Here is a 9,113-nt window from a genome sequence, read left to right on the forward strand (position 1 = left end):
CCCCAGGGGACGACTCCCTTACGCCGTCCGTCCTTGTGCCGGTCATGGTAGCCGCACCCCGCCCGTCACCACACCCTGTCACCGCGATGTCACTGTGCACATAGCGAAAACGCGGTCGAAGACCAGAAGGTTCCCCGGAATCCGCACACTCACACCCCGCAGCGCACAGCAGGACGACGAATTCCGGCGAGCCTCTCCCCACCCGGTCACTCTCCGCGCATCCACTTCTCCATCACCGACAGCAGATGGTCGGAGTCGACCGGCTTGGTCACATAGTCGGAGGCTCCGCAGTCGATCGCCTTCTCACGGTCCCCCTTCATGGCCTTGGCGGTCAGCGCGACGATCGGCAGCCCCGCGAACTGAGGCATCCGGCGGATCGCTGTCGTCGTCGCATAGCCGTCCATCTCGGGCATCATGATGTCCATCAGAACGATCGTCACATCATCGTGCTGCTCAAGGACTTCGATGCCCTCGCGCCCGTTCTCCGCGTACAGCACCGAAAGCCCGTGCTGCTCCAGCACGCTGGTGAGGGCGAAGACGTTACGGATGTCGTCGTCGACGATGAGCACCTTCTCCCCCTGGAAGCGGAACGTCCGGCGGGGGGCCTGCTCCTCCTGCGCGCTCTGCACCCATTCCTCCGGCGCGGCGCTGCTCTCCTCCCCGGAGCGGCCGTTCGCCAGGGCGGGCCGCTGTGCCGTGCCGCCCAGCGCCTTGCGGCGGCGCCGGAAGACCCCTGCGGAGTTGGCGGGGTCCCCCAGTGGCTGCTCGGTCCCGGTGCTCTGCGACGCCTCCAGGTGCAGCGCGCCGTCCGTGGAGCTCGCGTGGACCTCGATGGGGCCGGGCCCCATCTGCGGGTAGCCCTGCGGAGGCAGCTCGCTCGGGTGCAGGGGCAGATACAGCGTGAAGGTCGAGCCACGGCCCGGTTCGCTCGCCGCGTGGATCTCACCGCCCAGCAGCCGGGCGATCTCCCGGCTGATGGAGAGGCCGAGACCCGTGCCCCCGTACTTGCGGCTGGTCGTACCGTCCGCCTGCTTGAACGCCTCGAAGATCACCAGCATCTTGCTCGACGCGATGCCGATTCCGGTGTCGGTGACCGAGAAGGCGATCAGGTCGCCGTCGGCGTCACGCAACGAGCCGGCCTCCAGCAGGTGTTCCCTGATGGCGTTCGGGACATCCGCGCCGGCCGGCCGGATGACCAGCTCCACGGCGCCGCTGTCGGTGAACTTCACCGCGTTGGACAGAAGGTTGCGCAGGACCTGAAGCAGCCGCTGCTCGTCCGTGTGCAGCGTGGCGGGGAGCTCCGGGGACACCCGTACGGAGAAGTCGAGCCCCTTCTCCGCGGTGAGCGGCCGGAACGTCGCCTCCACGTAGTCGACCAGCTGCACCAGGGCGATCCGGGTCGGGCTGACGTCCATCTTGCCCGCCTCGACCTTGGACAGGTCGAGGATGTCGTTGATCAGCTGAAGCAGGTCGGAGCCCGCCCCGTGGATCGTCTCGGCGAACTCCACCTGCTTGGGCGAGAGATTGCCCTCGGCGTTGTCGGCGAGCAGCTTGGCCAGGATGAGGAGCGAGTTGAGCGGCGTACGCAGCTCGTGCGACATGTTGGCCAGGAACTCGGACTTGTAGCGCATCGAGACGGCGAGCTGCTCCGCGCGCTCCTCCAGGACCTGGCGCGCCTCCTCGATCTCGGTGTTCTTCACCTCGATGTCGCGGTTCTGCTGGGCGAGCAGTTCCGCCTTCTCCTCCAGCTCGGCGTTGGAGGCCTGCAGCGCCTTCTGCCGGTTCTCGAGCTCCTGCGAACGGTCACGCAGCTGCTCGGTGAGCTCCTGGGACTGTTCCAGGAGCTTCTCGGTCTTCGTGTTGACGCTGATGGTGTTGACGCTCGTGGCGATCATCTCGGCGAGCTGGTTGAGGAAGTCTCGCTGAATGTGGGTGAACGGCTGGAACGACGCCAGCTCGATGACTCCGAGCACCTGGCCCTCGAAGAGCACCGGCAGCACGATCACATGCGCGGGCGGCGCCTCCCCGAGCCCGGAGGAGATCTTGAGATACCCCGGCGGCACGTTGTCCACCTGGATCGTCCGCTTCTCCTCGGCCGCCGTGCCGATGAGCGTCTCACCGGGCCGGAAGGAGGTCGGCATGGAGCCTGCGGAATAGCCGTAACTGCCGCGCATGCGCAGCTCGTACGAGCTCTCCCTGCCGCTGTCCGACCCGACCTCGTCGCCGTCCCCGGTGGACATCGCCAGGAAGAACGCACCGTGCTGGGCGGAGACGACGGGCGTCAGCTCGCTCATGATCAGCGAGGCGACGTCGTCCAGGTCCCGGCGGCCCTGCATCAGACCGGAGATCCGGGCGAGGTTGCCCTTGAGCCAGTCCTGCTCCTTGTTGGCCAGCGTGGTGTCGCGCAGGTTGGCGATCATCGTATTGATGTTGTCCTGCAGCACCTGGATCTCGCCGGCCGCGTCGACGTCGATCTTGAGGTTGAGGTCGCCGCGGGTCACCGCGGTGGCGACGGCCGCGATGGCGCGCACCTGACGGGTCAGGTTCCCCGCCATCTCGTTCACCGACTCGGTGAGGTCGCGCCAGGTCCCGTCGACGTCCCTGACCCTGGCCTGGCCTCCCAGCTGCCCCTCGGTGCCCACCTCGCGGGCCACCCGGGTCACCTGCTCGGCGAAGGAGGAGAGCTGGTCGACCATCGTGTTGATGGTGTTCTTCAGCTCCTGGATCTCACCGCGCGCATCGATGTCGATCTTCTTGGTGAGATCGCCCTTGGCGATGGCGGTGGTGACCGTGGCGATCTGGCGCACCTGACCGGTCAGGTTCGACGCCATCGAGTTCACCGACTCGGTGAGGTCCTTCCAGGTGCCCGAGACACCAGGGACACGCGCCTGGCCTCCCAGCTCTCCCTCGGTACCCACCTCGCGCGCCACCCGGGTCACCTCGTCGGCGAACGAGGACAGGGTCGTCACCATGGTGTTGACGGTGTCGGCGAGTTCGGCGACCTCGCCCCGCGCCTCGACCGTCACCTTCTTCGTCAGGTCACCGTTGGCGACCGCGGAGGAGACCCTGGAGATGTTCCGCACCTGGCTGGTCAGGTTGTTGGCCATCAGGTTGACGTTCTCGCTGAGGTCCTTCCAGATACCGGTGGCACCGCGCACCCGCGCCTGCCCGCCGAGAATGCCCTCCGTGCCCACCTCACGGGCGACCCTCGTGACCTCGTCACCGAAGTTCATCAGCTGGTCGACCATCGTGTTGACGGTCGTCACCAGTTCGAGGATCTCGCCCTTGGCGTCGACGGTGATCTTCTTGGAGAGATCGCCCTTCGCGACCGCGGTGGTCACCTCGGCGATGTTGCGCACCTGGAGCGTCAGGTTGTTCGCCATGCCGTTGACGGACTGGGTGAGGTCCTTCCAGGTGCCGGAGACGCCCTGCACCTCCGCCTGTCCGCCGAGGATGCCCTCCGTCCCCACCTCGCGGGCCACCCGGGTCACCTGCTCCGCGAAGTTGGAGAGCTGGTCGACCATGGTGTTGAGGGTGTTCTTGAGCTCCAGGATCTCGCCCCGGGCGTCCACATCGATCTTCTGCGACAGGTCACCCCGCGCGACCGCCGTGGCGACCTGCGCGATGTTGCGGACCTGGGCGGTGAGGTTCCCCGCCATGCCGTTCACCGAGTCGGTCAGGTCACGCCACACGCCTGCCACACCGGGGACCTGGGCCTGGCCGCCGAGGCGGCCGTCCGTGCCCACCTCGCGGGCCACCCGCGTCACCTGGTCGGCGAAGGCGGAAAGCTGGTCGACCATGGTGTTGATGGTGTTCTTCAGCTCGAGGATCTCGCCCCGGGCGTCCACATCGATCTTCTGCGACAGGTCGCCCCGGGCGACCGCCGTGGTCACCTGGGCGATCTGGCGCACCTGGGAGGTCAGGTTCCCGGCCATGAAGTTGACGGAGTCGGTGAGCTCCTTCCAGGTGCCGGAGACGCCGTCGACACGCGCCTGACCGCCCAGGCGGCCCTCCGTGCCCACGTCCCGTGCCATCCGCGTCACCTGGTCGGCGAAGTTGGACAGCTGCGCCACCATCGTGTTGACGGTGTTCTTCAGCTCCAGCATCTCGCCGGCCACGTCGACGGTGACCTTCTGCGACAGATCGCCGTTGGCGACGGCCGTGGTCACCTGTGCGATGTCACGCACCTGACCGGTGAGGTTACGGAAGGCGGTGTTCACCGAGTCGGTGAGGTCCTTCCACGTCCCTGCCGCGCCCGGCACCTCCGCCTGGCCGCCGAGACGGCCCTCGACACCGACCTCACGGGCGACCCGGGTCACCTCCGAACCGAAGGCCTGGAGCTGGTCCACCATCGTGTTGACGGTGTTCTTCAGCTCCAGCATCTCGCCGGCCACGTCGACGGTGACCTTCTGCGTCATGTCACCGCTGGCCACCGCGGTGGTCACCTGTGCGATGTCACGCACCTGCGTCGTCAGGTTCCGGAAGACCGTGTTCACCGAGTCGGTGAGGTCCTTCCAGGTGCCCGCCGCGCCTGGCACCTGTGCCTGGCCGCCGAGCAGACCCTCACCCCCGACCTCGCTCGCCACGCGCGTCACCTCGTCGGCGAAGGTACGCAGCGTCTCGGTCATCTGGTTGATCGTCTCGGCCAGCTGCGCGACCTCGCCGCGGGCGCTCACCGTGACCTTCTGGGACAGATCGCCGTTGGCGACCGCCGTCGTCACCTCTGCGATACCGCGTACCTGGGATGTGAGGTTGCCGGCCATCGTGTTGACGGAGTCGGTGAGGTCCTTCCAGACTCCGGCCACCCCCGGCACGGTTGCCTGCCCGCCCAGTTCCCCTTCGGTGCCCACCTCACGGGCGACCCGGGTCACCTCGGAGGAGAACGACGACAGCTGGTCCACCATCGTGTTGACGGTGTTCTTGAGCTGGAGCATCTCACCGGCCACGTGGACGGTGACCTTCCGTGACAGGTCTCCCTTGGCCACGGCAGTCGTCACCAGGGCGATGTCGCGCACCTGGGCCGTGAGACGGTAGGCCATGGTGTTCACGGAGTCCGTGAGGTCCTTCCAGGACCCGGACATGCCGCGTACCTGGGCCTGACCGCCCAGCTTGCCCTCGGTGCCCACCTCGACCGCCACGCGCGTCACCTGTTCGGTGAACGCGGACAGTTGGTCGACCAGGTTGTTGACCGTGCGGGCGACCTTCAGGAATTCCCCGCGGAGCGGGCGTACGGTCTCGTCCGGTGCGTGGGTACGCAGTTCCATCCGCTGTTCGAGGTCACCGTCGGCGACCGCGGAGAGTACCCGCCCGACTTCGGACACGGGTCGCGCCAGGTCGTCGACGAGTTCGTTGGAGGCGTCGATCGCGGCCGCCCAGGAGCCTTCACAGGCGCCGGTCTCCAGGCGCTCGGTGAGTTTCCCCTCCCGCCCGACCACACGCCGCACGCGGGCGAGCTCGCCCGTCAGGTGCAGATTGCGGTCGGCCACCTCGTTGAAGACGGCGGCGATCTCCGTGAGGACGCCGTCGCCGGAGACGGTGAGCCTCCTGCGGAAGTTGCCGTCACGCATCGCCACGAGGGCCGCGAGCAGTCTGTTCAGTGCTGCCGCGTCCACTTCGATGGTTCCATTGCGCTGCTTTTTCACGGACTGCCCGCCTTTTGTGCGCGTTCCTGAACCCCGCGCCGCCACGCCAGACTCCACCGTGTCCCTCCCGCAGGGGTTGACCGTATCGCTCGGGCCGTTATCGGAAGCTTGCCCACTTCCACTTTGACTCACCGCCACAGCACACCGTCGACGGGTGACTATGCGGTCGTCAAATCGTTGAAACGTACCAGGCCGGAACGGGAGGGCGGGGAGAGTCTCATGGTCATCCCATTTTCCTCACCGGGGGCCCCACAGTTGTGCGCCGGGCGCACAACCACCGGGTGCTCTGCGCACCCAAGTCTGCCCTCGTGTACCCGGGACACCGGGCGAACGTCTAGCCTGGCAGACGAATCGAAGCGGCGATATACGGGCACAGGACTCGGGGAAGCGACGAGACACCATATGGGGAGTGCTGTGATCACCGCGCGCGCGGCTGCCACCTTCGATCCGGTCGGACGCTCGGTCGCGACCGCCCGCGCGTTCGTCCGCGACACCCTGCAGGGGTGGGGTTACACGGACGTCGTTGACGACGCCGTCGTTCTTACCAGTGAACTCGTGACCAATGCGGTCGTGCACGCGGGTACGGCCGCCGATGTGCTCTGCCTGCGCACCGAGGACGGCGTACGCGTCGAGGTCTCCGACCACTACCCGGAGCGGGAGGTGCCGCTCCAGAGTTCCGGCCTCGACTTCGGAAGTCCGGACCGGGAAGGCGGGCGTGGCCTGCTCCTCTGTGCGGCTCTCGCCTCCCGTTGGGGCGTCGAGTACACACCGACGCACAAACACGTCTGGTTCCAGCTCGACCTTCCCGAACGCCCTGTGGGTATCCGCTCGGCCAGTCCCGTCCTGCCCACCGCTCTCCTGCCCGTGGCGGAACAGCGTGTCCGGGTCGCCGTCGTACAGATCGACGGTTCCGGGGCCATCGCCTCGTGGAACGACGACGCGTCCTTCCTCTTCGGTTACGGCGCCGAGCAGGTCGACGGAAAGCAGTTCACCGACTTCGTGGCGTGGCCGCACACCCCGGGGACCAGCACCGGCATCGCCGACGCACTGCAGCTCTCCCGGTGGGAGGGCAGTTACGGCCTTCGCGGCGCCGACGGCCGTGTCATCCCGGTCTACGCCTCGCACCTCAGAGTCCGCGATGCCGACGGGGAGCCATCCACCGTCTGCCTCCTCGTGCGCGACTACGAACGCGCCGTTCTCCAGACGCCGGTGCGCGCCCCTGTGTCCGACACCTCGGCCGAGAACCGCACCACGGATCCGTTCGAGATCTTCATCGGCTCACCGGCCCCGGACGACCTCGACGGACTGCTGCAGCGCACGGTCGAGCGGGCGCGCGACATGCTGGACGCCGACGCCGCCTTCCTGCTGCTGGCCACCGATGACGAGACGGAGCTGGAGGTCCGCGCGACCACCGGCCTTCCCTCGGCCCGTCAGCGCTTCGCACGGGTCCCTGTCGAGGCCGGCACGGGCCGCTACGGGTCCGCCCGCATGCCCGCCGTCCACGAGGACCTCACCGTGGTCCCGGGCGCCGTACCGCTGCTCAGCGACACCGGGATGCGCTCGGTCGTCACGGTCCCGCTGAAGGTCGAGGGCCGTCTCACCGGCTCCCTGGGGGTCGCGGCCGAAGCGGCGGGCAGGTATTCCAACGAGGAGGCACTGCGGCTGCAGTTCGCCGCGGACCGCATCGCGCTGGCCGTCGAGTCTGCCAGGCTGGGCGAGTTGGAACGCCTGCGCCGCGGCTCCCTGTCCTTCCTCGTGGAGGCGTCCGACCTGCTGGCCGGGACCCTGGACAGGGACCAGACCCTGGCGCTGATGGCACAGATGACCGTGCCCACGCTGGCCACCTGGTGCGCCGTCTACACCATCGCGGACCAGTCCTCGGAGCCGTACCTCTCCTATGTCCTCCATGAGGACGAGGAGCGCATCGACGGCCTCAAGGCCCTGCTCTCCTCCATCGATCCGCCGGACCCCGTGCCGGCCCCCGGAGCCCGCATCTGGCCGGCACCCGCGGAGGCCGGCCACCAGGCCGCCCTGCGCGCCTCCAAGCGCACCCTGGGCAGGGACGCGCCCCTCAGCATGGGGGCCGCCACCCGTACGACGCTGGCCACCGCGGCTGCGGTGGGCGGCGAGACCGTGGTGCTGCCCCTGGTGGCGAGGAACCGCGTGATCGGCATGCTCACGCTCGGCAAGCCGTCCGACGAGCATTTCCGCCAGGAGATCCTGGAGCTCGCCGAGGACCTGTCCCGGCGGGCGGCTCTGGCCCTCGACAACGCCCGCCTGTACTCGGAGCGCATGGCCATCAGCCAGTCACTCCAGCGCAGCCTCCTCCCGCCCGGTCTGCCCGATGTGCCCAACGTCGAGATCGAGGTCATCTACCGTGCGGCGGGCGAGGGCAACGAGGTCGGCGGCGACTTCTACGACGTGTTCCCCATCCGCGACGGTGCCTACGGCTTCGCCATCGGCGACGTCTGCGGTACGGGCCCGGAGGCGGCGGCCGTCACGGGCCTCGCCCGTCACGCCCTGCGCCTGCTGGCCCGCGAGGGGTTCGGGGGCCCCGCGGTGCTGGAGCGACTCAACGCCGCCATCCTGGACGAAGGCGCGCGCAGCCGCTTTCTCACGCTTCTCTACGGGGAGTTGTGGCCCCAGGAGGACGGGAGTGCGCTGCTGAAGGTTGTCTGCGCCGGTCATCCTCTCCCCCTGCGTCTGCGCCAGGACGGCACCGTGGAGGCGGCGGCGGAACCCCAGCCCCTCCTCGGAGTCATCGAGGACCTCGAGCTCTACGAGCAGGAGGTCACGCTGGAGCCGGGCGATGTACTCCTGTGTGTGACGGACGGAGTCACCGAACGCCGCGAGGGGGCCCGCATGCTGGGCGACGACGGCCTGGCCGATGTTCTCGCCGTGTGTACGGGCCTCACGGCCGGCGCGGTGGCGGGGCGCATCCTGCGGGCCGTCGAGCGCTTCGCAGCGGAGCCGGCATCCGACGACATGGCCATCCTGGCCATGCGCGTCCCGGAGCCGCAGAGCCTCTAGGGACCTGGCTCCTCAGCTCCCCCGGGATCCTCCAGACACCTCCGGACATGAGAAAGGCCCCCGCCACCGGCGGGGGCCTTTCTCATGTGTTGAGCCCCAATGCGGAATCGAACCGCAGACCTTCTCCTTACCATGGAGACGCTCTACCGACTGAGCTATTGGGGCCTGCTGCCTTGCGGCAACGGGATAAAGCATACCCCGAACTTGGGGGTGCTCAGAACCACCGGTTCGAAGTTTGCCACCCGGGGTCTTCCACGGCCGAGTAGCAGCCGTCTCGGCCACCACCCTGGCCTTTCCGTCCTCTTCCTCCAGGGCCGGCGGTCAGACAGGAGCGGCCCTGGCGTGGACGCAGAAAAGCCCCGTGCCACAAGGGCACGGGGCTAGTCCGTAATATTTGTTCGGCGGCGTCCTACTCTCCCACAGGGTCCCCCCTGCAGTACC

General features: G+C 68.2%; 2 protein-coding genes and 1 tRNA gene. 1 reads left to right on the forward strand and 2 read right to left on the reverse strand.

Features of this window, described 5'->3' with window-relative positions:
* Positions 1–206: 206 nt before the first annotated feature.
* Complete coding sequence (locus ACZ32T_RS30840) at positions 207–5,642, reverse strand: HAMP domain-containing protein (protein WP_467370296.1); 5,436 nt, start codon at positions 5,640–5,642, stop codon at positions 207–209.
* A gap of 414 nt (positions 5,643–6,056) precedes the next feature.
* Between ACZ32T_RS30840 and ACZ32T_RS30845 the strand changes: the two genes are divergently transcribed.
* On the forward strand, positions 6,057–8,672 hold the full coding sequence (locus tag ACZ32T_RS30845) for a SpoIIE family protein phosphatase (protein ID WP_467270507.1): 2,616 nt from the start codon (positions 6,057–6,059) through the stop codon (positions 8,670–8,672).
* Between the two features lie 92 nt (positions 8,673–8,764).
* Here the strand turns inward: ACZ32T_RS30845 and ACZ32T_RS30850 are convergent.
* Positions 8,765–8,837, reverse strand: a tRNA-Thr gene (locus ACZ32T_RS30850).
* Between the last annotated feature and the right edge of the window lie 276 nt (positions 8,838–9,113).

This window comes from Streptomyces sp. NPDC023573, assembly GCF_055559735.1.